The sequence below is a fragment of the Variovorax sp. YR566 genome (assembly GCF_051992195.1).
GTDB lineage: Bacteria > Pseudomonadota > Gammaproteobacteria > Burkholderiales > Burkholderiaceae_C > Variovorax.
In genome coordinates this window covers 3680891-3704876 of the sequence record NZ_CP197092.1, presented here as the reverse complement: position 1 = coordinate 3704876, position 23986 = coordinate 3680891, and the positions used below count along the sequence as shown (strand labels likewise).

General features: G+C 67.0%; 25 protein-coding genes. 8 read left to right on the top strand and 17 right to left on the bottom strand.

The features are described 5' to 3' along the window. The first annotated feature begins 96 nt into the window (after positions 1–96). The 5 genes from ACTG4X_RS17360 (at position 97) to ACTG4X_RS17340 (ending at position 6631) form a co-directional block, all read left to right on the top strand. Positions 97–3573 carry a response regulator gene (locus tag ACTG4X_RS17360; RefSeq protein ID WP_440531446.1) on the top strand — a complete coding sequence of 1159 codons (3477 nt, stop codon included), beginning with the start codon at positions 97–99 and terminating at the stop codon, positions 3571–3573. Positions 3574–3659: 86 nt separating this feature from the next. Then, positions 3660–4445 carry a CheR family methyltransferase gene (locus ACTG4X_RS17355; protein ID WP_426393173.1) on the top strand — a complete coding sequence of 262 codons (786 nt, stop codon included), beginning with the start codon at positions 3660–3662 and terminating at the stop codon, positions 4443–4445. Continuing rightward, on the top strand, positions 4442–5059 hold the full coding sequence (locus ACTG4X_RS17350; RefSeq protein WP_257014769.1) for a chemotaxis protein CheB: 618 nt from the start codon (positions 4442–4444) through the stop codon (positions 5057–5059). The genes ACTG4X_RS17355 and ACTG4X_RS17350 overlap by 4 nt, the downstream gene beginning before the upstream one ends. Then, the gene (locus ACTG4X_RS17345; RefSeq protein ID WP_440531445.1) at positions 5049–6278 is read left to right on the top strand and encodes a hybrid sensor histidine kinase/response regulator; all 1230 of its coding nucleotides are present in this window, start codon (positions 5049–5051) and stop codon (positions 6276–6278) included. Before ACTG4X_RS17350 ends, ACTG4X_RS17345 begins: the two co-directional genes overlap by 11 nt. Then, on the top strand, positions 6275–6631 hold the full coding sequence (locus ACTG4X_RS17340; RefSeq protein ID WP_440531444.1) for a response regulator: 357 nt from the start codon (positions 6275–6277) through the stop codon (positions 6629–6631). Before ACTG4X_RS17345 ends, ACTG4X_RS17340 begins: the two co-directional genes overlap by 4 nt. A 20-nt stretch (positions 6632–6651) precedes the next feature. Here the strand turns inward: ACTG4X_RS17340 and ACTG4X_RS17335 are convergent, their stop codons facing one another. Next, positions 6652–7482, bottom strand: coding sequence for an SDR family oxidoreductase (locus ACTG4X_RS17335; RefSeq protein WP_440531443.1), 831 nt, complete (start codon positions 7480–7482; stop codon positions 6652–6654). Between the two features lie 36 nt (positions 7483–7518). Continuing rightward, positions 7519–8502 (bottom strand): aldo/keto reductase, encoded by a 984-nt coding sequence (locus ACTG4X_RS17330; protein ID WP_093054843.1) that lies wholly within the window; start codon positions 8500–8502, stop codon positions 7519–7521. Between the two features lie 102 nt (positions 8503–8604). On the opposite strand from ACTG4X_RS17330, the gene ACTG4X_RS17325 reads away from it, so the two are divergent. Continuing rightward, a complete protein-coding gene (locus ACTG4X_RS17325) occupies positions 8605–9516 on the top strand; it encodes a LysR family transcriptional regulator (protein WP_440531442.1) in 912 nt (303 codons plus the stop codon). Here the strand turns inward: ACTG4X_RS17325 and ACTG4X_RS17320 are convergent. The 5 genes from ACTG4X_RS17320 to ACTG4X_RS17300 all read right to left on the bottom strand — a co-directional run bounded on the left by ACTG4X_RS17320 (position 9489) and on the right by ACTG4X_RS17300 (position 14823). Beyond that, positions 9489–9851 carry a hypothetical protein gene (locus ACTG4X_RS17320; RefSeq protein WP_440531441.1) on the bottom strand — a complete coding sequence of 121 codons (363 nt, stop codon included), beginning with the start codon at positions 9849–9851 and terminating at the stop codon, positions 9489–9491. The two genes, ACTG4X_RS17325 and ACTG4X_RS17320, sit on opposite strands and share 28 nt — an antisense overlap. A 5-nt stretch (positions 9852–9856) precedes the next feature. Beyond that, a complete protein-coding gene (locus ACTG4X_RS17315) occupies positions 9857–11323 on the bottom strand; it encodes a DUF1501 domain-containing protein (protein WP_093054837.1) in 1467 nt (488 codons plus the stop codon). Between the two features lie 27 nt (positions 11324–11350). Beyond that, positions 11351–13183: a DUF1800 domain-containing protein gene (locus ACTG4X_RS17310; protein ID WP_440531440.1), complete on the bottom strand. Its 1833-nt coding sequence runs from the start codon at positions 13181–13183 to the stop codon at positions 11351–11353. A 210-nt stretch (positions 13184–13393) separates the two neighbouring features. Further along, on the bottom strand, positions 13394–13744 hold the full coding sequence (locus ACTG4X_RS17305) for a hypothetical protein (protein WP_093054833.1): 351 nt from the start codon (positions 13742–13744) through the stop codon (positions 13394–13396). Between the two features lie 131 nt (positions 13745–13875). Further along, positions 13876–14823 (bottom strand): adenylate/guanylate cyclase domain-containing protein, encoded by a 948-nt coding sequence (locus tag ACTG4X_RS17300; RefSeq protein WP_093054831.1) that lies wholly within the window; start codon positions 14821–14823, stop codon positions 13876–13878. 311 nt (positions 14824–15134) lie between these two features. On the opposite strand from ACTG4X_RS17300, the gene ACTG4X_RS17295 reads away from it, so the two are divergent. Then, positions 15135–15473 carry a hypothetical protein gene (locus tag ACTG4X_RS17295; protein WP_093054829.1) on the top strand — a complete coding sequence of 113 codons (339 nt, stop codon included), beginning with the start codon at positions 15135–15137 and terminating at the stop codon, positions 15471–15473. A 59-nt stretch (positions 15474–15532) separates the two neighbouring features. On the opposite strand, the gene ACTG4X_RS17290 is transcribed toward ACTG4X_RS17295, so the two are convergent. From ACTG4X_RS17290 to ACTG4X_RS17255, 8 genes are all read right to left on the bottom strand, one after another. Beyond that, entirely contained in the window at positions 15533–16501 is a 969-nt protein-coding gene (locus ACTG4X_RS17290; RefSeq protein WP_093054827.1) for an LD-carboxypeptidase, read from the bottom strand. Beyond that, entirely contained in the window at positions 16498–17607 is a 1110-nt protein-coding gene (gene tadA, locus ACTG4X_RS17285; protein WP_440531439.1) for a tRNA adenosine(34) deaminase TadA, read from the bottom strand. The genes ACTG4X_RS17290 and tadA overlap by 4 nt, the downstream gene beginning before the upstream one ends. Next, positions 17597–17833 (bottom strand): hypothetical protein, encoded by a 237-nt coding sequence (locus tag ACTG4X_RS17280; protein WP_093173828.1) that lies wholly within the window; start codon positions 17831–17833, stop codon positions 17597–17599. The genes tadA and ACTG4X_RS17280 overlap by 11 nt, the downstream gene beginning before the upstream one ends. Before the next feature lies 1 nt (position 17834). Continuing rightward, a complete protein-coding gene (locus tag ACTG4X_RS17275) occupies positions 17835–18479 on the bottom strand; it encodes an FMN-binding negative transcriptional regulator (RefSeq protein ID WP_440531438.1) in 645 nt (214 codons plus the stop codon). Between the two features lie 43 nt (positions 18480–18522). Next, on the bottom strand, positions 18523–19221 hold the full coding sequence (locus ACTG4X_RS17270; protein ID WP_440531437.1) for an ankyrin repeat domain-containing protein: 699 nt from the start codon (positions 19219–19221) through the stop codon (positions 18523–18525). Further along, the gene (locus tag ACTG4X_RS17265; RefSeq protein ID WP_093054817.1) at positions 19221–19721 is read right to left on the bottom strand and encodes a GlcG/HbpS family heme-binding protein; all 501 of its coding nucleotides are present in this window, start codon (positions 19719–19721) and stop codon (positions 19221–19223) included. Before ACTG4X_RS17265 ends, ACTG4X_RS17270 begins: the two co-directional genes overlap by 1 nt. Positions 19722–19838: 117 nt before the next feature. Beyond that, on the bottom strand, positions 19839–20477 hold the full coding sequence (locus ACTG4X_RS17260; protein ID WP_440531436.1) for a response regulator transcription factor: 639 nt from the start codon (positions 20475–20477) through the stop codon (positions 19839–19841). Next, positions 20474–21955 (bottom strand): sensor histidine kinase, encoded by a 1482-nt coding sequence (locus ACTG4X_RS17255; protein WP_440531435.1) that lies wholly within the window; start codon positions 21953–21955, stop codon positions 20474–20476. Before ACTG4X_RS17255 ends, ACTG4X_RS17260 begins: the two co-directional genes overlap by 4 nt. 62 nt (positions 21956–22017) lie before the next feature. Here ACTG4X_RS17255 and ACTG4X_RS17250 point away from each other — a divergent pair, with 62 nt between their 5' ends. After that, a complete protein-coding gene (locus tag ACTG4X_RS17250) occupies positions 22018–23082 on the top strand; it encodes a DUF72 domain-containing protein (protein ID WP_440531434.1) in 1065 nt (354 codons plus the stop codon). Here the strand turns inward: ACTG4X_RS17250 and ACTG4X_RS17245 are convergent. Next, positions 23079–23573 (bottom strand): RidA family protein, encoded by a 495-nt coding sequence (locus ACTG4X_RS17245; protein ID WP_093074548.1) that lies wholly within the window; start codon positions 23571–23573, stop codon positions 23079–23081. The two genes, ACTG4X_RS17250 and ACTG4X_RS17245, sit on opposite strands and share 4 nt — an antisense overlap. Before the next feature lie 86 nt (positions 23574–23659). Beyond that, entirely contained in the window at positions 23660–23980 is a 321-nt protein-coding gene (locus tag ACTG4X_RS17240; protein WP_093074550.1) for a non-heme iron oxygenase ferredoxin subunit, read from the bottom strand. Between the last annotated feature and the right edge of the window lie 6 nt (positions 23981–23986).

The window sequence follows — 23986 nt, the reverse complement described above, 5'->3', positions numbered from 1 at the left end:
TCCCTATCCGCATCAAGACCGTGACGGGGCCTTCTCCGACAGGGCGTCTTCGATTTATCGACAAAACTTGACAAGTTTTGCCTACAACTGCGACCGATGAACACTCCCACCGCGATCGACCCCGACGACTTCGAGCGCCTGCTCAGCCGGAACATCAAGCTGCCCCTGATCGGCGGCGTGTTCGGCGCCGTGGTGTTCGTGGGGTTGATCCTGTTCCTGCTCAACACCATCGGCTGGGTCGAGCACACCGACCGTGTCACCCGCGCCGCCAGCGAGTTGCAGCGCCGCACCATTGACATGGAAACCGGCGTGCGCGGCTTCCTGATCACCGGTGAGCGGAGCTTTCTGGAGCCCTATCAAAGCGCCCTGACCCGCCTCAAGGGCGATACGGTCGGGCTGCGCAACCTGGTGTCGGACAACCCCCAGCAGGTGGAGCGCATCGATCGCCTCGCCACGCTGCAGACAGCCTGGCTCGAATTTGCCAACGGCATGATTGCCGCGCGCGACGCCAGCAGCGGCACGCAGACCGCCATGCGCCTCGGCGACGAAAAGCGGCTGATGGACGACATGCGCGCCGAGTTCACCGCCTTCATGGAGACCGAGCAGGCCCTGCGCTTCCAGCGCAACAACGCGGCCAACAGCACTGCCTGGTGGGTCGTCGGGCTGTTCCTGCTGTTCACCTTGAGCTTCACCGGGTTGATGGCCTATTTCGGGCGCCGCCAGCTGGTGCTGCTGTCCGACAGCTACGACGTGGTGCTGAAGGAACAAGCTGCGCACGCCGAGCGGCTCGCTCACGAAGCGTGGTTGCGCAACGCGCAGACCGGGCTGGTGGGCGAGCTGGTCGGCGAACTCAGCGCGCCGGACATGGGCCGCAAGGTGCTCGCGTTCTTCTCGCGCTACCTGGGCGCCTCGGTCGGCGCCATGTACGTGCGCGAGCGCCATGGCCCGCTGCGCCGGGCGGCGAGCTACGGCTTTTCGAGCGCGGCCGAGGCCACGCCGCAGGTCTTCTCCCCTACCGAAAGCCTGGTGGGCCAGGCGGCTGCCGAGCGCCGGCGCATGCTGATCGACCCGGTCGATGCCGACTACCTGAAGGTCAACTCGGGCCTTGGCGAGATGGCGCCCAAGGCCGTGCTGCTGGTACCCGTTGCAAGCAGCGGCATGGTCAACGGCGTGGTCGAGCTCGGCCTGCCAGGCGCACTGGACGACCGCGGCAGCCAGTTGATCGACCTGGTGGCCGACGACATCGGCACCTCGCTGGCGGCGGCGCGCTACCGCGAGCAGTTGCAGGAGGTGCTCGGCGAAACCCAGCAGCTCAACGAGGAACTGCAGGTGCAGCAGGAAGAGCTGCGCACCGCCAATGAAGAACTGGAAGAACAGTCGCGCGCCCTGCGCGCCTCGCAGGCCATGCTGGAGAACCAGCAGGCCGAACTGGAGCAGACCAACAGCCAGCTCTCCGAACGCACCGAGGCACTGGACCAGCGCAACACCGCGCTGCGCCGCGTGCAGCGCGACCTCGAAGACCGCGCCGACGAGCTGCAGCGCGCAAGCCGCTACAAGTCGGAATTTCTCGCCAACATGTCGCACGAGCTGCGCACGCCGCTCAACAGCGCGCTCATCCTCGCCAAGCTGCTGGGCGACAACCCGCAGGGCAATCTCTCCCCGGAGCAAGTGAAGTTCGCGGAGTCGATCTACTCGTCGGGCAACGATCTGCTGGTGCTGATCAACGACATCCTCGACATCGCGAAGGTCGAGGCCGGCAAGCTCGAAGTGGTGCCCGAAGACGTCACGCTCGCCAAGCTGGGCCGCAGCCTGGAGAGCACATTCAGTCCGCTTGCGATGCAGAAGAACCTGAGCTTCAGGCTCGAAGTGCGGCCCGATGCACCGGCCTCGCTGGTCACCGACAGGCAGCGCGTCGAGCAGATCCTGAAGAACCTGCTGTCGAACGCGATCAAGTTCACCGAGCGCGGCGAAGTGGCGCTGACGGTCTCGCCGGCCGCTGATGGCGGCGCCACCTTCGCGGTGTCCGACTCGGGCATCGGCATCGATCCGCAGCAGCACGAGCTGATCTTCGAAGCCTTCCGCCAGGCCGACGGCACGACCAGCCGGCGCTACGGCGGCACCGGGCTGGGCCTGTCGATCTCGCGCGACCTCACGCAGCTGCTGGGCGGCACGCTCACGGTGCAGAGCGAGCCGGGCCAGGGCAGCACCTTCGTCCTGCAACTGCCGGCGAAGGCACCACAGGCTTCGCCGGCAGCGCTTCAGCCATCGGCGGTCTACACGCCCCGGCCCGCGCAGGCGCCATCCGTTGCCTCGCTGGCGCCGAAGCCCCCTGCCCCGGTGCCCGCACCGCAGTTCGCCGACGACCGCTCCATCCCGCGCGACCAGGTGCGCCGCGTGCTCGTGATCGAGGACGAGCCGCAGTTCGCGCACATCCTCTACGACCTTGCGCACGAGCTGGGCTATCGCTGCCTGGTGGCGCACGGCGCGGCCGACGGCTTCGAACTGGCCACGCAGTTCCTGCCCGACGCGATCCTGCTCGACATGCGCCTGCCCGACAGCACCGGCCTCGACGTGCTGCAGCGGCTGAAGGATTCGCCGCACACGCGCCACATTCCGATCCACGTGGTGTCCGCCGCCGAAGGCGTACAGGGCGCGGCGCTGCAGATGGGCGCCATCGGCTATGCGCTGAAGCCGGCCACGCGCGACGAACTGATGAAGGTGTTCGGCCGGCTGGAAGAAAAGCTCACGCAGAAGGTCAAGGTCGTGCTGCTGGTGGAAGACGACGAGCTGCAGCGCGAGAGCGTCATCAGGCTGATCGGCGACGACGACATCGAGATCGTTGCCGTCGGCTCCGGCGAAGAAGCGCTGGAGCTGCTGCGCACCCGCGTGTTCGACTGCATGATCACCGACCTGAAGCTGCCCGACATGCAGGGCAGCGAGCTGCTCAAGGCCATGGCGGCGGAAGAAATCGTGTCGTTCCCGCCGGTCATCGTCTACACCGGGCGCAACCTCACGCGCGACGAAGAAGCCGAGCTGCAGCGCTACTCGCGCTCGATCATCATCAAGGGCGCGCGCTCGCCCGAACGCCTGCTCGACGAAGTGACGCTGTTCCTGCACAAGGTGGAGGCCGAGCTTTCGAGCGAGCGCCGGGGCATGCTGAAGACGGCGCGCGGGCGCGACCGCATCTTCGAGGGCCGCACCATCCTGCTGGTGGACGACGACGTGCGCAACATCTTCGCGCTGACCAGCGCGCTGGAGCAGCGCGGCGCCATCGTGGAGATCGGCCGCAACGGCCGCGAGGCGCTGGAGCGGCTCGACCAGGTGAGCGAGATCGACCTCGTGCTGATGGACGTGATGATGCCGGAGATGGACGGCCTGGAAGCCACGCGCCGCCTGCGCGGCGACCCACGCTTCGAGAAGATGCCGGTAATCGCCATCACCGCCAAGGCCACCAAGGACGACCGCGAGCAATGCCTTGCCGCTGGCGCCAACGACTACCTTGCCAAGCCGGTGGACCTGGAGCGCCTGTTCTCGCTGCTGCGCGTGTGGATGCCGAAGATGGAGCGCCTGTGACAACACGCCACGGCACCTCGAAGACCGCCACGCACACGCCGCCGCTGCATCCGCTGAGCGACACGGAGATCGAGCTGCGCCTGCTGATGGAGGCGATCTACCTCAAGTACAGCTACGACTTCCGCAACTACACCGTGGCCTCGCAGAAGCGCCGCGTGCTGCACGCGCTCGACCAACTCGGGCTGCCGAGCATCTCGGCGCTGCAGGAGCGGGTGCTGCGCGACCCGTCGCTGTTCGGCCGGCTGCTGCAGTTCCTGACGATCCCGGTGAGCGAGATGTTCCGCGACCCGGCCTACTTTCTGGCCTTGCGCCAGCACGTGGTGCCGATCCTGCACACCTACCCGTCCGTCAAGGTGTGGGTGGCGGGCTGCAGCACGGGCGAGGAAGTGTTCTCGCTGGCCATCCTGCTGCGCGAAGAGGGCCTGCTCGCGCGCACGCAGATCTACGCCACCGACATCAACCCCGCCTCGCTGGAGAAGGCGCGCCAGGGCATCTTTCCGCTGGAAGCGATCCGCGGCTACACCACCAACTACCAGCGCGCGGGCGGACGCGGCGAGTTCTCCGACTACTACACCGCCGCCTACGACGCCGCGCGCTTCGACCCCTCGCTGTGCGCCGGCGTGATCTTTGCCGACCACAGCCTGGCAACCGACAGCGTGTTCGCGGAAACGCAGCTGGTGTCGTGCCGCAACGTGCTGATCTACTTCAACCGGGAGCTGCAGGACCGGGCGCTGGGCCTGTTCCACGAGTCGCTGTCGCACCGCGGTTTTCTCGGTCTGGGCTCGAAGGAGAGCATCGACTTCTCGGGCTACTCCGACCGCTTCGACACGCACGCGCGCGTCGAGCGCATCTACCGCAAGAAGGCCGCATGACGGGCCACATGCAGCGCCACCTTCGCTCCCCCGTTCGCAAGCGCGTCGACGCCGTGGTGCTGGGCGCCTCGGCCGGCGGCATCGATGCGCTCTCCACGCTGCTGCACGACCTGCCCGCAGGCTGGCACATTCCGATGGCCGTGGTGCTGCACCTGCCCGGGGATCACGAGAGCCATCTCGCCGAGATCTTCGCGCAGCGCCTGCCGATCCCGGTGCACGAGGCCAACGACAAGATGCCGCTGGCGGCCGGCAGCCTGTACTTCGCGCCACCCGGCTACCACCTGTCGATCGAGCGCGAGCGCACCTTCTCGCTGAGCTGCGAGCCGCCGGTGCTGTTCTCGCGCCCGTCCATCGACGTGCTGATGGGCTCCGCCGCCGACGTCTACGGCCCCGCCCTTGCCGGCTTCTTGCTGACCGGCGCGAACGACGACGGCGCAGAAGGCCTGCACCGCATTCATCTGGCCGGCGGACTCACCGCCGTCCAGGAACCGAAAGAAGCTCTTATTCCAACCATGCCCCAAGCCGCCATTGCGCGCCACATTCCCGACTACGTACTCCCCTTGCGCGAACTGCGGACGCTGCTGCTCCAGTTGGAGGCCGCCCATGAACATTGACATCGAAAGCAAGCTGCTGATCGTCGATGACCTGCCAGAGAACCTGCTGGCACTGGAGGCGCTGATCCGCGCCCCGGGGCGCCTCGTGTACCGGGCCGACTCGGCCGATGCGGCGCTGGCGCTGCTGCTGGAGCATGAATTCGCGCTCGCCATCGTCGACGTGCAGATGCCGGGCATGAACGGCTTCGAGCTGGCCGAGCTGATGCGCGGCACCGAGCGCACGCGGCACATTCCCATCATCTTCGTGAGCGCCGCCGGGCGCGAGCTGAACTACGCCTTCCAGGGCTACGAGAGCGGCGCGGTCGACTTCCTGCACAAGCCGCTCGACCCGCACGCGGTGGTCAGCAAGGTGAACGTGTTCGTCGACCTGTACCAGCACCGCAAGGCGCTGCGCCACGAAATGGAATCGCTCGCGGCTGCGCACAAGAAACAGGAAGAGCTGGTGCAGCAGCTGCAGCAGACGCAGCACGAGCTGGAACGCGCCGTGCGCATGCGCGACGACTTCATGTCGATGGTGTCGCACGAGCTGCGCACGCCGCTCAACACGCTCTACCTCGAAGCGCAGCTGCGGCAGCTGCACCTGTCGAAAGGCAACCTCGCCAACTTCACGCCCGAGCGGCTGCCCACGATGATCGAGCGCGACCAGCGGCAGATCCGCAACATGGTGCGGCTGATCGACGACATGCTCGACGTCACCCGCATGCGGCGCGACGCGCTGTCGATCAAGACCACACCGGTGGACCTCGCGACGCTGGCGCAGGCGGTGGTCGAGAGCCTGCGGCACCAGGCCGAGGCCGCGGGCTCGGTCATCACGCTCGCGGCGCCGGCCGAACTGCGCGGCGAATGGGACGAGTTCCGCATCGAACAGGTGCTGACCAACCTGCTGACCAACGCGCTGCGCTACGGCGGCGGCAAGCCGGTCGAGATGGTCGTGCAGCAGGTGGGAAACACCGCGCAGGTGGCCGTACGCGACCAGGGCATAGGCATTGCGCCCGAAGACCAGGGCCGCATCTTCGAGCAGTTCGAGCGCACCGACGACAGCCGCAAGCACGCCGCGGGGCTGGGCCTCGGGCTCTACATCACGCGCAAGATCGTGACCTTGCACGGCGGGCAGATCAGCGTGGAAAGCGCACCGGGCGAAGGCTCGCGCTTCGTGGTCGACCTGCCGCTGCAACCACCGGCACCCCCGGCCGACACCCAAAAGGAGACACATCTGTGAACGTGCTGATCGTCGACGACAACAAGGCCGCGGCCGATCTGCTGCAGGAGCTGCTGAGCCTGCACGACCACACCGCCCGCTGCACCTACACCGCGCAGCAGGCGCTGGACGCGGCAGCGGCCGAAAGCTTCGACGCCGCGCTGATCGACCTCACCCTGCCCGACTTTCCGGGCACGGAAGTGGCGCGGCGGCTGCGCGCGAGCACGGCGGAAGGCACGCCGAAGCTGCTGGTCGCGATCTCGGGTTTCTCGGCGCAGGATGCGGGCGGCAAGGCGGCCGAGGGGCTGTTCGACCACCATCTGCAGAAGCCGATCGATATCGACGAGCTGGGGCGAATCCTGGCACAGACCTGAACGGGGCTGAGCCGGGCGAGTTACTTGGCCGGAGCGAGTTCTCCGTACCAATAAGCAGCGGTGACGCCGCCGTCCATGAGGAAGTCGCTGCCGGTGATGAAGCCGCCGTCTGGCCCCAACAGCAGCGCGCCGACGGTACCGACCTCGTCCGGCGTACCACCGCGCCTGGCCGCCGATGCTTCAATCATGCGCCGGTAGCCTTCGCCGCGCGGGCCTGTCAGTTCGTCTCTTGCGAGCGGCGTGAAGATGATGCCGGGGCTGATGGTGTTCACCCGGGCGCCACGCTTGCCCCACCGCACGGCCTCCGCCATGACCCGCAGGGAATTTCCACGCTTGGAAAGTTGGTACGCGTGCAGGGAGTCTTTCACCTGCTCGGGCTGAAGCATCGGCAGCGCCAGCAAGTCTTCAGTCGGCGTCGTCGCGAGAGCCGTGTTCTGTTCGGGGCTCAACGCCGGCAACCGGTGTCCTGACTGCGACGCGATGACGACGCCAGCGCCTTCCTCCGCGATAACGTTGCCGAACTCTTCCAGGACGAGCGCGGTGCCGTACAGGTCGACCTTGAGGATCGTGGCCGGCGATGCCTGCGAAGGAGAAACGCCCGCAGCGTGGATCAGGCCAGTGACGTTGCCAAGCGCGGTGGCCGCCTCCACGAGCGCATGGACCGAGGCGCGCGAAGACACGTCCACGACTGCCGTGCTCACCTCGAAGCCTGCATCCGCGAGCACCTTGGCCGCTGCGTCGGCTCCCTCCTGCCGCAGGTCGGCGAGCAGAACGTGCTTGCCCGCGCTGACACGGCGGGCGATGGCCTGGCCGATGGACCCTGCTCCGATGACAACAACTACTTGGGTCATGATCAATTCCTTTTGCTCGGCGTCAGTCGTCGTCGCTCAGCGGCCGACGAGCTTTTGTCGATCCGCCGAATAGCGGTCGCCCTGGACCTGGACACCCGAGACGGCCGCCTCGATTTCCTTCAGGTCTTCCGGCAACAACACGACAGAGGCGGCGCCGGCGTTTTCCTCGAGGCGGTGCAACTTCGTCGTGCCGGGAATCGGCACGATCCACGGCTTTTGGGCGAGCAGCCACGCAAGTGCAAGCTGGGCAGGCGTGACCTGCTTGCGCGCGGCGATCTCCGCCAGAACATCGACCAGGGCACGATTCGCCTGGCGCGCCTGCGGTGCAAAACGAGGCACTGTGCTGCGGAAATCTGTCGCGCCGAACGATGTCTGCGCGTCGATCGCTCCCGTCAGGAAACCCTTTCCGAGCGGACTGAATGGCACAAAGCCGATGCCCAGCTCCTCCAGCAGCGGAAGAATCTCTTTCTCCGGCTCGCGCCACCACAGGGAATATTCGCTCTGAAGGGCGGCGACCGGCTGAACCGCGTGCGCGCGGCGAATGCTGTCGACGCCGGCCTCGGAAAGACCGAAGTGCTTCACCTTGCCTTCGCGGATCAGGTCTTTCACGGCGCCCGCCACGTCTTCCATCGGAACCTGCGGATCGACACGGTGCTGATAGAACAGATCGATGCGGTCGGTGCGCAGGCGCTTCAGCGCCTCGTCGGCCACCTGCCGGATGCGTTCCGGCCGGCTGTCGAGGCCCTTGCCGGCGTCACCCTCGCGAAACCCGAACTTGGTCGCGATCACGACCTGGTCGCGCACAGGTTCCAGCGCTTCCCCGACCACGCTTTCGTTGACGAAGGGCCCATAGACTTCCGCCGTGTCGAAAAACGTGATCCCGCGTTCGAAGCCCGCGCGGATGAGCTTGACCGCTTCGGCCGTGCCGGTCGCCGGCCCATAGCCGAAGCTCAGGCCCATGCAGCCGAGACCGAGGGCCGAAACGGTGAGGCCGCCGCGGCCCAGTTGACGTGTTTTCATGGTGTGTGTCCTTGTCGCTAACCGATCCCAAGAACTTTAGGCAGCCTGCTTGCCAATGACTAGACTGCTGGATCGACATGTACCTAGAAGGCAGGCTAATCAATGGCACGCTTCGATGACCTGGCTAGTTTTGCGGCCGTGGTGCGCGCAGGCAGCTTCACGCGAGCGGCGGCCCAGCTTGGGGTGACGCAGTCCGCGCTCAGCCAGACCGTCCGAGCGCTGGAGCGCCGGCTCGACCTGAAGCTGCTCAACCGGACCACGCGCAGCGTCGCGCCCACGGAAGCGGGCGAACGCCTGTACCAAGCCGTCGGCCCGCGCTTCGAGGACATCGAAGCAGAACTCGCCGTTCTGGGCGAGATGCGCGGCAAGCCCGCCGGCATGGTCCGCATCACGGCGACCGAACACTCGATGCGAACCTTGATCTGGCCCAGGCTTCAACCATGGCTGCCCCTGTACCCCGACATCAAGGTGGAGATCAGCGGCGACAACCGCTTCACCGACATCGTTGCCGAGCGCTTCGACATCGGCGTGCGACTGGGCGGCGACGTGGCCAAGGACATGATCGCCGTACGCATCGCGCCCGACATGCGCATGGCCGTGGTGGGCAGCCCCGACTACTTCTCGCGCCACCCCCGGCCGTCTACCCCGCAGGATCTGACCCTGCACGACTGCATCGGATTGCGCCTGGCATCCCACGGCGGCCTTCTGAAATGGGAATTCACGCGGCGCCGGAAAGGCGTCAACGCGCACGTCACGGGCCGGCTCGTCTTCAACTCGAGCGAGCTGATCGTCGCCGCGGCGCTGTCCGGGCACGGGCTGGCATGGCTGCCCTGCGACCTCGTCGAGAAACACATCGAGGCAGGCCGGCTGGTGCCGGTACTCGACGATTGGGCGGCAACCTTTGACGGGTATCACGCCTACTATGCCGGCCGACGCGCTTCGCCAGCCTTGATGCTCGTCGTGGAGGCGTTGCGGCCTCCGGAAACTCAGCGCCTCTTGCTGCGCCCCTTGTAGCTGCGCATGGCCTCGTAGCGATACACGCGGAATCCGTCCTTCTGCAAGAAGCTGACCGGCTCCCAGCCGCGTGCGAGCGCGCAGTCGGTGATCTGCGCCATCTGCACGCCGAGGTAATCCTGCAGGCTGTCGGCCACCGCGAGCTCGAACTTCTTGAGCTCGCGGTCCAGCGATTCCAGTGCCGCGATGGCGGCCTCGACGCTGGTGAAGGGGCGTACGTGCGTCACAGCCTTGCTGCGCGCCAGTGCGGGCGCCTCGGGAGGGTCCGCGCTGAAGTTCACGCTGGCTCCACCTTCCATGCCGTTGAGGCCGCCGATGGCGGTCATGCTGCTCATTGCGTTCATGTCATGAACCCCATATCGCGCGGATAGCTGATGCCACTCGGCGCAGTCACGTTGTTGAAATTCTTCAGGTTGGGCAGGATGCCGTTGAGGTCCGCGTCAGGCACGCCGAACCACTTGGCCAGCGTGGCCGCGTATTGGTCGACCGAGGTGGTCGGCAGCAGCCGGCCCTGGCCGACATGCCACTGGTCGTCGTCGGCAGCAGTGTTGCCGATGCTCACCGGCGGTGGCGTGCCGTAGAACGCCTTGCCCTTCACGGCATTGACACCGCCGACCACGAAGTGATGGCTGCCCCAGCCGTGGTCGGAACCATTGCCGTTGCTCGAAAGCGTGCGGCCGAAGTCGGAGGCGGTGAAGGCCGTCACCTTGTCGTCGATGTCCAGAGCTTTCATCTGCCGCTGGAAGGCAAACATGGCCTCGGACAGCCGCAGCATCAGGCCGCCCTGCTTCGTGTCGAGGTCGTCGTGCAGGTCGTAGCCGCCCATGGAAACGAAGAACACCTGGCGCTTCACGCCCAGCGAGACGCGCCCTCGAATGAGGCGGGCCACCATCTTGAGCTGGTCGGCCAGGTTGTTGCCGGTAGGAAAGTTGCCGTTCAGGTCGTCGGGCTGAATGGCGGCGGTGATCTTGCCTTCCGCCTCGACCGCGCGCAGCGTGACCTTGTTGTATTCGTTCTCCAGCGTGTGGCTGCGCGCCTGCTGCGCCAGCTGCTGCATGGCCGCCTTGACCGCCGACGAGCCGTAGACGTTGCCCGTGGCGCTGCTCACGCTGTTGATGCGCACCGCGCCGCGCGTGCCGACCTGGTACTGCAGCGCCTCGTCGCCCGACAGGAACACCGCGTTGCCCGCCACCGAGACGCAGGTGAAGAGCGACGCATTGCGCTGCCCGGCCAGCATCAGGTCGCCGAGGTTGCCGCCCCAGCCGATGGTGGAGCCTTCGGGCGAGGACGATTGCCAGATCGACTGCTGGTCGTTGTGCGAGAACAGCTTGGGCGGAATCGGGAAGTCCTTGCGGTTGGAGCTGTTGAACTGCGCGCGCGTGAGTGGCTTGACCAGCGGGCCGACGTTGAGCTGCACCGCCATCCTGCCTTCGTCGAACAGCGTCGCGAGCTTGGTCATCGCCGGGTTCAGCGCGTACTTGCGTCCGTTGGCCAGCGAGACGGCGGGCTTGAGCTCGGTGGCTGCGAGAGCCGCATCGGACGGCAGCGCGATGGCGCCGCGGATGGCGCTGTACTTCGCGTAGCTGTCGGCGTCGTAGTTGACGAGGGTGTTGGCGTAGTCGTTGCCGCCGAACAGGAAGACGCAGACCAGCGCCTTATAGTCGTCACCGGGCGCGGCCTGCGCAGCGGCTTCACCCATGGCGGCGAGGTTGAGCGCGAACGGCAGCGCGGTGCCGGCCATCGCGAGCTGGCCCGTGCGGCGCAGGAAGGCGCGGCGCGAATGCTGGGCAGGATTTATCAGGTGCATGGTCGGTTCGCTCCGGCTTCTTCTTTATTACTTCTGGACGAGGTATTCGGGCGAGCCCATCACCAGCAGCACGCCGGCGCAGATGAGGTCGAGCTTGCGGGCGTCGGTGGTGGGGTTCAGCAGCGGCGCCTTGGTCAGCGCGTCGGTGATCAACGCCACCGTGGCGGCTGACAGCTGGTTGCCCGTGAGCAGCAGGTTGAGCCGCCGCACCAGCGCGGCGGGATCGGTCACCAGCGTCTTCTCGGCCGCGTAGTTCGCCACCACGTCCTTGCTGTTGAAGCCGTTCTGCAGAATGCCCTGCATGAAATTGAGGTAGCCGCCCACGCTAGTCTCGTTGACCAGTTGGAACTCGGGCGCCACCAGCTTGTTGCTGGCGATGGCGGTAGAGGGCGGCACGTAGCCGGGCCGGAAGAAGTTGAACACCGAGGGCGAGCGCAGCGGACACTGGCCCAGGCTCTGGCTCGTGTCGGAGGTGTTGCCGATCGCCCAGGTGTCTTGCGCCGAGCCGATGCCGAAGGTGCGGCCCCATTGCACGAGCCGCAGCATAGGTTCGCGCAGGTGGCCGAAGTTCGGGTCGGAAAGACCGGTGGGGCCGCGTGCCTCGTCGTCGAGCAACACAGCCGCGAACACGCTCTTCATGTCGCCGCGCACGCCCGCGCCGTTGTTGGCGAAGATGTCGGCCACGCGCTTGACGTAGGCCGCGCTGGGGTTGCTGGTAACCAGCCGCTGGATGAGCTGGCGACCGATGAAGGGGCCGACGTTCGGGTGGTTGAAGAGCGTGTCGAGCGCGATCTTCAACGCCGCCGGGCCGGGTGTGCCGGCGGGCACGGTGGCGCCGAGGAAGCGCGCTTCGAGCATCGAGTGGTTGCCCGCCGTGTAGGCCATGGGGCGCGTGGTCCAGGCGTTGGTCTCGATGCGGCTGCTTGCAGCGGGCGGAAGAAAGGCGTTGCGCTCCGCGGAGCGGATGTCGAGGTCGTAGCCGGTGAAGACGCGCGCGAGGTTCGACACGTCGCTCTGCACGTAGGTTTCGAGCGGCTGGCCGTCGGCGCCGGTCTTCACCGTGCCGTCGGCTTCGAGCTGGTACAGGCCGATGGTCATGAGCTGCATGACTTCGCGCGCGTAGTTCTCGTCGGGCTGCCGGCCCGAGGCGTCTTCCTTGCGGTTGCCGCGGGTGTTGAGATAGAAGCCCATCGCGGGATTCAGCGAGACGTCTTCAAGCAGCTGGCGGAAGTTGCCGGTGACGCCGTTGGCCAGCGTGTCCCAGTACTGGGCCATCATGGCTGTGGGCCAGCTCGACCCGATCTCGGTGCCCGAGACCACGAAGATTTCGCTGAGGGCCAGTGCCATGCGCTTGCGCACCGGGTCGGCTGCGACCATGAGCTGGCGCCAGATCATCGCGTCGGTGTCGACGGTGCCGTAGGTCTTGCCGTTGACCCATTCCCAGGCCGTGGGCTCGCGCGCCGCGCTGAACTGCTCGCTGAGCCATGGCATGTAGCCCTTGGCGCGCACTGCGGCGATCTCTGCATCCGAGGCCGAGAACTGGGCGTGCAACAAGAAGCGCGCGGCCTCCGCGTCGTTCTGCGCCTGGGTGTAGTGATAGGGGCCGGTGTCGGGCTGCTCGCCCGGATTGGGGCTGCCGCCGATGGGGAAGCCGAAGCCACCGGAAGAGCCGCCTCCTCCTCCGCCACCACCGCATGCGGCCAGTGCCGCCGCGATGGAGAACGCAGCCGCGGCCTTCAGGGGCCGCGTTGTTTCATCGATTGCCGCCGTCGTTCTTGTTGCTGCATGCACAGGCGGCGCAGTAACGCGCACCACCTCGTCGACCGGGCTTGCGCAGCCGGCCTCGAACTGTTCCACCATGTTCCTCGCTCCTGCGGCGCATCAACGCCGGTCGAGCAATCAAGGCAAGCGGCATGCCCTGCGGAAAACAGCTGGACGGGTGTCTAAAACTGGCGAAGTCGCCACACAAATGTGTGCCAATGTGACTTTTTAGTCATCCCTTGAAACAAAATTGGCATGCCAGCACGCATGCCAATGTTTCAGCAAACATTCAGGTGACAGTGCCAGTCGTCAGTCGCGCTCGTCGTCCCAGCCGTTCGGTGGACGATACGGATAGCCGGGGCCGTAGTAGATGCGGCCGGGTGGCGGGCTGTAGATGGGCGCCGGGCGGTAGTACACCGGTGGCGGCGGCCGGTAGTAGACCGGCGGAGGTGGCTCGTAATAGATGGGGGCCGGATACGGATAGACCGGCGGGGGTGCGTAGTAAGGCGCCGGGTAGCCGCCGGCGACATAGCCGGGCGTGCCGATCTGCACCGACCAGCTTCCGCGCGCGTTGGCGGCACCCGCCGCCAGCAATGCACCGGCAACGACGGCACCGATTGCGGCCCACTTGAAAACAGAAGATTGATGTTTGAAGTTCACTGAGGCTCCAAGGCCAAGGGCGGACAGCGCCCAGGTTGATACGCAACGCCCGACGTGTACCCGTGGTGCACCCGTCACCGCGACGGCTGGTTGCCAAACGTCACTGCCGCGCGGTGCGTTGCAACCAACGCTCAACCCGCGATTTCGCGACGCGACAACATCACGTCGCCGCTGTTCGTGTTGAAGGCGATGGTCGGCGCGCTGAAGTCGCTGAGCGGCGCGCCCAGGCCGATTTCACCGCGGCCGTGCAGCACGCACTCTTCGCGCCGCAGGGCAATCTCGGTGCTCGGCCCGCCGTTGCCGTGGAAGCGCACCCAGGTGCCATAGGTGCTGACGTCGATCAGCACGCAACTGCCCTGCCGCAACTCGATGCGTGCATGCAGCCGCGAGACGCGGGGGTCGTTGACCACGAACTGCGCGTCGTCGACGCGACCCAGGTGAATCGGGAGCTCTTCGGTGCGGAACATCGACCGCACGTCGAGCCAGGCCAGTTCGATCTGGCCGAAGGAAGAATCCGGCATGCGCAGCGGGGCGAGCGCGGCAGGCACGGTGAGGAAGCTCGTCACCTCTTCCTGCCAGTCGATCCGGTGCACGACCGACATCTCGCTTCGACCCCGGATGTTGATGAGGCCCAGGTCGCGGTGCTGCACCGCGCCTTCGCGCAATTGGGAAATGACGGCGTCGGTCACCCAGATCTGGCCGGGGCCGGCCAGGTCGCTCAGGCGCGAGGCCAGGTTGACGGCGTCGCCGTAGCAATCGCCCTCGACCTCGACCACCTCGCCGCTGGCCACGCCGATCTGCAGCGCCATGCGCAACGGCGCCGGCCATGCGAGCAGGCGCTTCTGGTGATAGCGCTGCAGCTCGACGACCGCGTGCGTGGCGGCGGCGCCGCTGGTGAAGATGGCGAACACACCGTCTCCGAGCGACTTCACCACCCGTCCGCCGTGCGCCTGGCACACGCCGCCGATCCATTGCGTCAGCCGCGTCACGGTCTCGGTGGCTCGAGCATTCCCCATGGCCTCGAAGACCCTGGTGCTCCCCGTCAAGTCCGCGAATACGACTGTGGAATTGACACCCATACTGTTGTGATTCTCGATTTCTATCGCAGGTTGTAAATGCTCAGGGCATACGTTCATTTACGCACGGGAGAAACGGTCTTCGCACCTATCGTGTTGACCATATAGGTATACGCCGCGGGCAACGGAGCAGATGCAAGAGGGGCATTCCTCAATTTGTAGTACTTTGGATTACAAAATACAACGTCTGTTAAATACGCTAAGTAAAGCGTGTTGTTTACAAACAAGAAACACCGTTTCAGATCTTGTGAAATGGTTAACTGAGGCTTAAGGTAGCGGCCGTTCTGGCTTCCGGCAATACGCTTTTCGTCCCCATGCTCTTCCGCCGCATTCTTCGTCTGCTGAACGTACCCGGCTTCGGATCCCGCCAGGCGACGGAAAGTCAGCTGGGGCGCATTCGCACGGCGATGCTGTCGGTGCTCCAGGGCCATGGCGGCCACTCGGTGCAGCGCGTGAGCCAGCGCGTGCGCTTTGCGGCCGACGTCGAAGCCCTCTGGTACCTGCGGCAGGACGTGATGATGGCGTTGAGCGCCATCGACGGCGAAACCGCCGCACGCCGCCAGATGAAAACCATCAACAGCATGTTCAAGGGCGGATTGCCCGGCTCGATGGGGCCTCGCGCGCATCAGCGCTTTACCAACAACAACGGTTGAAGTTGCGACGGCCCTTCGGGGCCGATTTCTTTTCCCGCTTTCTTCCCCCCATGGCCGGGTCAGTGGCCGTGATGATGGTCATGGCCGTGATGATCGTCATGCGCTGGCGTGTGACGATGACCCCAGACGAGAAATACATCGCGCCCCTCCGCCGCCATCGACACCTTCGCACCCACGGGCAGTAGCACCTTCGTGGGCACATGGCCGAACGGCAGTCCCGCCAGCACAGGCACCTTGAGCGATGCGCGCAGCCGGTCGATCACCGTGTTCAGGCCAAAGCCCCGGTCGTAGCCCGGCGCCTTGCGAATGCCCGTGAATTGCCCGAACACGATGGCGCGCTGGCGCGCCAGCACACCGGCCATCTTCAACTGGTCGAGCATGCGTTCGATACGGTACGGGTGCTCGTTGATGTCCTCGATGAAGAGCACGCCCTTGTCCACCACGGGAAAGTACGGCGTGCCGATCAGGCTGGCCAGCACGCAAAGGTTGCCGCCCCACAGCACCGCGTCTTGCACGGGCTTGAACTTCAGGTCCGCATCGCGCGCCGGCATGCGCCAGCCGGTGCCTTCGCCCTGCCCCGTAACGAGGTCGTCGAAGCAGGCTTCCATGATGTCGTCAGCGCCGGCCTCTGCACCGAAGTCTTCGCCGACCGCAGGGCCCGACCAGGTCACGGCGCCGGTCTTGACCAGCAGTGCGTTCTGCAGTGCGGTGAAGTCGCTGCAGCCGACGAACTCGGTGCCCTTGTCGATCGCCTTGGCCACGGCCTTGTACGGAATGGCGTCGAGGATGCGCGTGAGGCCGTAGCCACCGCGTGAAATGAGCGCCACGTCGGCGCCACTCGCGGCCGCGCGTGAAATCGCGGCGAGCCTCGTGGCGTCGTCACCCGCAAAGCGTTGATGCACCGAGAGTGCCGCATCGTCGACTTCGACTTCATGGCCCAGTGCCTTGAGCCGCTTCACGCCGCGCCGGAAGGCGGCCTTGTCGCGCACCGCGCTGGAGGGGGAATAGATGTAGATGTGTTTGGTCACGTGTTCGAGTATCCCATTGCGTTTCGCGCCTGCGGCACGAACGTTCGGGCTTGCACCAGCGTTGGTCCCGACGATGTGGCGATGGGGCCGAGCGCGCGCAGCGCGGCTTCGTAGCCACGGTCGGGGAAAGGTGCGCGCCATGCGTCTTCGGTGTGCTCATCGCCCTCGGGTACGGCGAGCGCCGCCGCGAAGCGTTCAGGTGCCGCGGCCATCAGCAGCGCGGCCAGGTCGGCGGCGGCCGCGCTGTGCGCGAGCACCATGGTCGCCGGTGCGGGCTGCACGCGGGCCAGCCATTCGAGCAGCACATCGCGGTGCCATTCGAGGCGATGCGGTGCTTCGCGCTTTGGCTTGTCGCTCTTGCCGAAGCCGATCAGGTCGGGCACGAGCGTGCGCAACCCGGGCAGGCCCACGAGATGCCGGAAGAAGTAGCCCCATTCGCCGGGGCCGTGCAAGCACAGGCAGCAGGCGGCGTCGCCACCTTCATCGATGTAGTGCATGCGCCAGCCCTGCTGGCTCGGCAGGTCCTGCACGTACTGCGGTGCGAAGCTGTAGCCGGCCAATGCGTCGAAGCGTTCCGCTGGCGTGCGCAGCGCATCGTCGCGCAAGGGCTCGGCCTGTGCGCGCGCGGCGCTTCGGCGTTGCTGGAAGAAGGCCTGCAGCACTGCAGCGCATTCCTGCGCCAGCACGCCGCCCTGCACCTGCGTGTGATGGTTCAGCCGCGGCTCGGCGAAGAGATCGAGCACCGAGCCGGCCGCGCCGGTCTTCGGATCGGCCGCGCCATACACGACGCGCGCCAGGCGCGAATGCAGCATGGCACCCGAACACATCGCGCAAGGCTCGAGCGTGACGAACAGCTCGCAGCCGTCGAGCCTGTAGTTGCCAAGCGCAGCGGCGCCAGCGCGCAGCGCGTTGATCTCGGCATGCGCGCTCGGGTCGTGCTGCGCGACCGGCGTGTTGCGGCCCGTCGCGATCAGCTGGCCATCCTTGACCAGCACCGCGCCGACGGGCACCTCGCCCGCCTCGGCGGCAAGCCGCGCCTGGGCGAGCGCGAGCGCCATCCAGTGCTCGTCTTTCGCCGCCAGCGTTGGAAGGGCCTCAGTTGTCATCCGGCATCTGCCGCGCCTTCGCCGCCGCGTCGAGCGCTTCCTTGACTTGCTGTTGCACCTGCTGCGCCTGATCGCGCGCATTCGCAGGCGCTTCGCCGGCGGCCGGCGCGGCAACGCCGGGCACGGCCGGCCGCGTGGAAGAAGCCATGCTCGTCATCTGCTTCTTCGCGACCAGCCCGACGATCACCAGCGCCAGCACAAGGCCGATCAGCCCGAACGCGCGCATCTCAGCGTCCTTCCGCCACGGTTGCCGCGGCGTTCATGCCGAGGCGATCCATCCACACGGCAAGCGCCTGCTCGTCCGGCGTGCCTGCGCTGTAGACCGCATGCATTGCCGCATGCGACTCGCGGCGGTGCTGGTTGAGTTTGATCTTGCATTGCAGCGCCGTCACGCGCAGCTCGAAGCCGACGATGCCGGCCAGCATCTTGAGCTGGAATTCCTCGCCCAGGTCGCGCCATTGCTGCGCGTAAGCGGGCTCGTGTTCGCCGATGAGCTTCTTGAGCAGTGTGTCCTTGTCGGACGGCTCCTCGATCAGCCGGGCCTCGACGGTGCAGTGCACGGCCAGGTAGTTCCACGTCGGCACGCGGGCCAGGTCGGGGTAGACCGAGGGCGAAAGGTACGAGTGCGGACCGAGAAAGGTCACTGCCGCCTTGGGCCGCGCCTGCAAGTAACGCCGGTGCGGATTGGGCTTGGCGCAATGGCCCCACAGCACAAGCTCATCGCCCTTTTTCTGCTCGGCCACCAGCGGCAGGTGCGTGACGTACGGCAGCCCGTCGTCGTCGTTCGAGATCAGGCTCGCGAACGGGTGCGAGCGCATCAGTTCCAGCGCGATGGCCGGGTCCTTGGCATTGAACTGCGGGGGCATGTACATGGGACGGTTTCCTCGTGGAGAAACGCCATTGTCCCCGAGCCGCCTATCTTGCGCGCGGAGCTTCCAGCAGTTTCACCATGGCGATGTAGCCACGCGCCTTCGCCAGCTGCAGCGGCGTGTTGCCCTGGCGGTCGGCCAGCTTGAGATTGGCGCCAGCATCGACCAGCGCGGCAAGCGTGCGCTGATGGCGCGGGCCGCCATCGCCGAGCACGATGGATTCGATCACTGCCGTCCAGTGCAGGTTGTTGACGTGGTCGAGCGGCGCGCCGGCGGCGATCAGCCTGCGCACCACTTCGTCGTGCCCGAGGTGCGCGGCCGCGATCAGCGCGGTGCCGTCGTAGCGGCTCGTCGTCTGCCCGGCCTTGGCACCGAGCGACAGCAGCAGCGAGAGCGTTGCCGCATCGTCGGCCACGGAGGCGATGGTGACCGCGTCGTAGCGGTCGTCTTCGAGCAGGTCGAGGTTGGCGCCGGCCTTGGCCAGCAGCTTGATCGCCTCGCGCTGGCGCGCATGCGTGGCGACATGCAGCGGCGTGCGACCGCGCGTGTCGCGCACATCGAGATTGGCGCCCGAGGCGATCAGCGCCTTCAGCTTCGGCAGGTCGCCATGCCACGCAGCCTGGTGCAGCCCTTCGTAGGCCAGCACCTCGGCCGCCAGCGGCGGCACCTGGGCGAGCGCGCCTACCGTCACGCCCAACCCGAGCGCAGCCGCCAGCACCCCCGACCAGATACCGCGTGCCGTCATCAGAGCAGGCCCTTGACCTTCTCGAGCGCCGCGTTGGCGCACTGCTCGTCGAGGTGGCCGCCGGGCGCGCCGCCCACGCCGACCGCGCCGATCACTTCATTACCCGACTTGATCGGCACACCGCCACCCAACACCAGGAAGCCCGGCAGGTACACCAGGTTGGCGGCGGCCGGGTTCTTCTGCGCGCCTTCCATCATGGCCTGCGTCGGGCTCTTGGCCGAAGCCGAAGTCCAGGCCTTGCGCTCGCTCGATGCCAGCGTGTGCGGGCCGGCGTTGTCGGCGCGCTGCACAGCACGCACGGTCCCGGCGCGGTCGACCACTGTGGCCGCCACGTTGTAGCCGTTGGCAGCGCAGGCCGCCACGGCCTCGGCCGCGATCTGGTTGGCCAGCACGAGCGACATGTTCTTTTCAGTGCGCACCGCAGGTGCGGGCGTCTGGGCCTGGGCGACGGAAGCGGCGAGCAGAACGGCGAGGCCGCCGAGGCGAAGGATGGATTGCATTGTTCGTTTTCTCCAGTGAAACGGGTGGTTGCGCCGGCTGTTGCCGACAGCTGCGCCACTGTAGAAAACATGCGCCGCCGTAGCCATTCGTACGGCTACGCCCGGCGCTCCGTAGAACTACGGAGCGCAGTCCACCAGCACGGCATAGCGCCGGATCAGCTGAGCGAGCGAATCGCAGTCGAGCTTGGCGAACAGGTTGGCGCGGTGCGTCTCGACCGTGCGCGGCGACAGCGTCAGCGTGCGCGCAATCTCCTTGTTGGTGAGCCCCTGCACGATGAAGGCCAGCACCTCGCGCTCGCGCTCCGACAGTTGCGCCACCCGCTCACGCGCCGCGTTGTCGGCCTGCGAGCGTTGGCGCGAGCGCACGTGCTGCCGCACCGCCTGCTGCAGCGCCTCGAGCAGTTGCTCGTCGTCCACAGGTTTTTCGAGGAACTCGGCTGCCCCGGCCTTGAAGGCACGGCGGCACATCTCGACCGTGCCGTGGCCCGTGAGCATGATCACGGGCTGGTCGACGCCCTGCGCCACCAGCCGGTCGAGCACCGTAAGACCGCTGATACCGGGCATACGCACGTCGAGCACGATGGCGCCCACGCTTGCGCGATCAAAGCCGTCGATGAAGACCTGCGGATCGGCCCAGGCCTGCACGCGCAGGCCGACCGTGCCGATCAGCAGCGACAGGCTGTCACGCACCGCCTGGTCGTCGTCGATCAGGTGGACCAGCGGGGATTGCGGCTGATGGGTGCTCGGTATGTTCATTGAGACGGCGCAACAAGCGGAAGCAGCAAGGTGAAGCGCGCGCCGCGCGGCGAGGCGTTGGCCGCGCTCAGGCTGCCGCCCATGCCGCTGGCCAGCGTTTCGCTGAGGCTCAGGCCGAGGCCCAGCCCGCCTTCGCGTGTGCTGAAGAAAGGTTCGAAGAGGCGCGGCAGAGCTTCGGGGGCGATGCCGCGTCCGTTGTCGGTCACGGTCAGCACGCCCTCCTGCCCATTGCGGCCGACGGATACGACGAGGCGCCGCTCTGCCGCCGGCACAAGGTCGAGCGCCTGCAGCGCGTTCATCAGCAGGTTGTGCACGATCTGTTCGAGCGCCACCGCCTCGGCCTGTACGCGCACCGGCGCCTGCGCAGTGGCATCGAACTGCGCGTTGATCGCGTGTTTGGTGAACTCCGGCACCAGCAGGTGCATGGCGCTGCGCACTACCTCCTGCAGCACCAGCGGCTTCGCTTCTTCGCCACCCGCCTCGGGCCGCTCGATGACGCGGCGAAGGCGCCCCACCACACCGGCCGCGCGGCGAGCCTGCTCCACGGCCTGCCCCATCGCATCGCGTGCCGTGGCCAGGTCGGGAGGGTCGTCGTCGAGCAGGCGGCGCGCAGCCTGCGCGTTGGCCAGCACAGCCGTGAGCGGCTGGTTGAGTTCGTGCGCCAGGCCGGCCGACAACTCGCCCAGCGCATTGAGCCGCGCGACCTGTCCAAGCCGCAGCAGTTCTTCGGCCCGCCGCCGCGCAACGCGCTGGCGCTGCGCGGCCCACAGGCCCGCCAGCAACACCGCAATCGCCACGGCCCAGCCGGCGATGCCACGCCACGGCAGTTCTCCCCAGCCCACCTGCCGCTCGGCAACGAGGTCGAACGGCTGGCTCGGCGACGCCAGTGGCTTTGTCAGGTCGAAGCGCCAGCCGTTCGCGGCCGGCACGCCCGGTTGCAGCACCAGTTGCTGACCGTCGCGCTGCAGGCTCAGCCGCACCGGGCTGCGCTGCGGGTTCATAGGCCAGTCGCGCCACGGCACGGAGCCGGCCAGGTCGATGTCGAGCGCATAGCTGAACGGCGTGGCGCCGATCACCAGCACGTAGCGGCCGTGGACCAGGTCGAGAACCGCCAACTCTGCGCGCTGCTGGCTGCGCGAGCGCGCCTCCGCCGCGGCCAGTGCAGCGGCCTGCGCGCCGTCTGACCAGGGCTCGTCGCGGTCGCGCCGCTGCACGCGCAGGATCGACGAGTACACCGAGGGCAGGCGCTGCTCCGGATGGTCCGCGCCGGTGCTTGGCTCCAGCAGCGCAAGCGTGGCCAGCACCGCGTCGTACTGCACCATCTGCTGGCTCATGAGCCGGTGCGCGATGCGCACGTCAGTCTCGAAGTCCTGGTGCATCTGCGCGAGCTCTGCGCGCGCGATCCACACCGCGCCCACGGCGGTGAGCGCCAGCCATGCCAGCCACCAACCACCCTGCGTCCGCAACCACTGTTTCATGGCGCGGATTGTGCCCGGCGCGGCAGGCGTGTTCGATGTTGGCCCAGAATGCGAGCCCAGACATGGCTGAAGTACAGGACTCCCTTTTCCCCGAACTGCCGCGCCCTCAAGAGGCGGCTGCGGCCCCCGCCCCCGAGCCACCCGCGAAAAAGAAATCGCGCACCGGCACGGTCGAGCCCGCGCCCACCGACCCGGAGCTGGTCGAGCTCGCCGCGGCACTGCCGCCCAAGCTGCGGCTAGGCACCTCGTCGTGGAGCTATCCGGGTTGGGCCAACCTGGTGTGGGACGGCGAATACGCCGAGACCGTGCTGTCGAAAAACGGCCTCTCCGCACTGGCGAAGCACCCGTTGTTCCGCACAGTGAGCCTGGACCGCAACTTTTACCGCGCCCTCACAGCCAGCCAGTACGCACGTTACGCGGCCATGGTGCCCGACGACTTCCGCTTCGTGGTGAAAGCGCCGAGCCTTGTCACCGATGCCACCGTGCGCGATGAAAGCGGACGCGGCATGCAGGCCAACCCCGTCTTCCTCAGCAGCGAGATCGCGCGGCAGGAATTCGTGCTGCCCGCGCTCGAAGGCCTGGGCCATCGCATCGGCGTGCTGGTGTTCCAGCTGAGCCCGATTCCCGGGCACATCCTCGCCGACCAGCCCGCGCTGCTCGCGCGCATCGCGGCAATGCTCGAATCGCTGCCCGACCTCACATCGGTCGCGCCCGACGCGGTAGTAGCCGTCGAGGTGCGCGACCCGCAACTGCTGAACCCCGCCTTCGCCGAAATGTTGCGCAGCGTGCACGCCACCTTCTGCATGGGCCTGCACGCCAAGATGCCTCCCATCGAAGAGCAATTGCCGATGCTGCGCGCGCTCTGGCCCGGGCCGCTGGTGTGCCGTTGGAACCTGCACAGGCGCCACGGCCGCTTCGGCTATGAAGACGCGGAAAAGCTCTACGGCCCTTTCGACAAGATCGTCGACCCCGATCCCGAGACGCGCGAGGCACTGGCCAAGGTGATTGCGGGCACCACCCGTGCAGGCCAGAACGCCTTCGTCACCGTGAGCAACAACGCCGAAGGCTGCGCACCGCTGACCATCGCCCAACTGGCGCGCGACCTCACCGGCCTGACGTCGCGTTAGCCGATGTTCTGCTTGGCAGCGACCGTCATCTCGACCTCGACGGTCGCATTCTTCGGCAGCGCATAGACACCGACCGCCGTGCGCACATGCACGCCGGCATCGCCAAACACGCGGTGCAGCAGGTCGGATGCGGCATCGGCCACTTCGCTCTGCTGGGTGAAGTCGGCTGTGCACTGCACGAATACGCCGACGCGCAAGACCTTCTCGACGGCATCGAGAGAACCGAGCGCACGCCGCAGCAGCGCGAGGCTGCGCAGTGTGCTGATCTGCGCGCCTTCGCGGGCCTTGTCGAGCGACACCGCGTCACCGACGCGGCCGGTAACCACCACCGTGGTGCCCACGCGCGGCACCTGGCCGCTGAGGTAGATCGTGCGGCCGTCGCGCACCAGCGGCACGTAGTGGCCGCCGGCGATGATCTCGCCGTCGAAGCTGTGGCCGAGCTCGGCGGCAATCTGGTCGGCGATCTGGTCCCGGGTCTTTTCTGCTGTCATGGCTGTTCCGTGAAGGGGAGCGTCATTGTCGCCAGCCCTTTCGCGGCAGAACAGATACAGACGGTGCGGACAAGAGGCAGAACAGATCAGCCCTCGAACGCGAGAAACACCCGCCCGCCTTCGATCTTCACCGGGTAGCTGCGCAGGTCTTCCGTGAGCGGCGCGCACATCGCCTTGCCCGTGCGCACGTCGAAGCGCCCCTGGTGCAGCGGGCATTCGATCTCGTGGCCTTCGAGAAAGCCGTCGCACAGCCGCGCGTGGCCGTGCGTGCAGATGTTGTCGGTGGCGTGAATGCCGTCCTCGGTGCCGTAGAGGGCGATGTCCCTCCCCTGCACCTCGATACCCACCACGTCGTCGGAGGGAACGTCGTCGACTGCCGCGGCGTCGACCCAGGTCATCGTGCTCATGGTTGC

Bases quoted from the DNA above. Each gene is read 5' to 3' on its own strand.
- ACTG4X_RS17360 (WP_440531446.1), top strand. From the start codon at position 97: ATGAACACTCCCACCGCGATCGACCCCGACGACTTCGAGCGCCTGCTC.
- ACTG4X_RS17355 (WP_426393173.1), top strand. From the start codon at position 3,660: ATGGAGGCGATCTACCTCAAGTACAGCTACGACTTCCGCAACTACACC.
- ACTG4X_RS17350 (WP_257014769.1), top strand. From the start codon at position 4,442: ATGACGGGCCACATGCAGCGCCACCTTCGCTCCCCCGTTCGCAAGCGC.
- ACTG4X_RS17345 (WP_440531445.1), top strand. From the start codon at position 5,049: ATGAACATTGACATCGAAAGCAAGCTGCTGATCGTCGATGACCTGCCA.
- ACTG4X_RS17335 (WP_440531443.1), bottom strand. From the start codon at position 7,482: ATGACCCAAGTAGTTGTTGTCATCGGAGCAGGGTCCATCGGCCAGGCC.
- ACTG4X_RS17330 (WP_093054843.1), bottom strand. From the start codon at position 8,502: ATGAAAACACGTCAACTGGGCCGCGGCGGCCTCACCGTTTCGGCCCTC.
- ACTG4X_RS17325 (WP_440531442.1), top strand. From the start codon at position 8,605: ATGGCACGCTTCGATGACCTGGCTAGTTTTGCGGCCGTGGTGCGCGCA.
- ACTG4X_RS17320 (WP_440531441.1), bottom strand. From the start codon at position 9,851: ATGAGCAGCATGACCGCCATCGGCGGCCTCAACGGCATGGAAGGTGGA.
- ACTG4X_RS17315 (WP_093054837.1), bottom strand. From the start codon at position 11,323: ATGCACCTGATAAATCCTGCCCAGCATTCGCGCCGCGCCTTCCTGCGC.
- ACTG4X_RS17310 (WP_440531440.1), bottom strand. From the start codon at position 13,183: ATGGTGGAACAGTTCGAGGCCGGCTGCGCAAGCCCGGTCGACGAGGTG.
- ACTG4X_RS17300 (WP_093054831.1), bottom strand. From the start codon at position 14,823: ATGGGTGTCAATTCCACAGTCGTATTCGCGGACTTGACGGGGAGCACC.
- ACTG4X_RS17295 (WP_093054829.1), top strand. From the start codon at position 15,135: ATGCTCTTCCGCCGCATTCTTCGTCTGCTGAACGTACCCGGCTTCGGA.
- tadA (WP_440531439.1), bottom strand. From the start codon at position 17,607: ATGACAACTGAGGCCCTTCCAACGCTGGCGGCGAAAGACGAGCACTGG.
- ACTG4X_RS17280 (WP_093173828.1), bottom strand. From the start codon at position 17,833: ATGCGCGCGTTCGGGCTGATCGGCCTTGTGCTGGCGCTGGTGATCGTC.
- ACTG4X_RS17275 (WP_440531438.1), bottom strand. From the start codon at position 18,479: ATGTACATGCCCCCGCAGTTCAATGCCAAGGACCCGGCCATCGCGCTG.
- ACTG4X_RS17270 (WP_440531437.1), bottom strand. From the start codon at position 19,221: ATGACGGCACGCGGTATCTGGTCGGGGGTGCTGGCGGCTGCGCTCGGG.
- ACTG4X_RS17265 (WP_093054817.1), bottom strand. From the start codon at position 19,721: ATGCAATCCATCCTTCGCCTCGGCGGCCTCGCCGTTCTGCTCGCCGCT.
- ACTG4X_RS17260 (WP_440531436.1), bottom strand. From the start codon at position 20,477: ATGAACATACCGAGCACCCATCAGCCGCAATCCCCGCTGGTCCACCTG.
- ACTG4X_RS17255 (WP_440531435.1), bottom strand. From the start codon at position 21,955: ATGAAACAGTGGTTGCGGACGCAGGGTGGTTGGTGGCTGGCATGGCTG.
- ACTG4X_RS17250 (WP_440531434.1), top strand. From the start codon at position 22,018: ATGGCTGAAGTACAGGACTCCCTTTTCCCCGAACTGCCGCGCCCTCAA.
- ACTG4X_RS17245 (WP_093074548.1), bottom strand. From the start codon at position 23,573: ATGACAGCAGAAAAGACCCGGGACCAGATCGCCGACCAGATTGCCGCC.
- ACTG4X_RS17240 (WP_093074550.1), bottom strand. From the start codon at position 23,980: ATGAGCACGATGACCTGGGTCGACGCCGCGGCAGTCGACGACGTTCCC.